Here is a 335-nt window from a genome sequence, read left to right on the forward strand (position 1 = left end):
GTGCACCACGTCGGCGAGGACGACAGTCCCAGGTGACCATGTGCAGCAAAATGCGGATGTTCACGAGACCGTGGACATCCGCTGATGGGTGCCGGGTATGGGATTCGAACCCACACGTCCTTTCGGACAGAGGTGTTTGAGACCTCCGCGTCAACCAGTTGCGCCAACCCGGCCGGACAACCCGAGAGGAGTGTACCGGGTCACCGGATGGAGCTGCAGCTAGGTAGTCTCTTGGACAGCAGTACCCCTGCCCCTGAACGAGGAGCTTCAGTGACCGCCCCCGAGTCGCCCCAGCCCGTGGACACGCCCGACGAGGACAAGTCGCACGTGCCTCC

At 63.3% G+C, this 335-nt stretch carries 1 tRNA gene; it reads right to left on the minus strand.

Annotated features, from left to right (window positions below):
* Positions 1-89: 89 nt before the first annotated feature.
* Positions 90-173 (minus strand) — tRNA-Leu (locus IG05_RS0141325).
* Positions 174-335: the final 162 nt, after the last annotated feature.

The sequence above is a fragment of the Streptomyces sp. NRRL S-1022 genome (genome assembly GCF_000720135.1).
GTDB lineage: Bacteria > Actinomycetota > Actinomycetes > Streptomycetales > Streptomycetaceae > Streptomyces.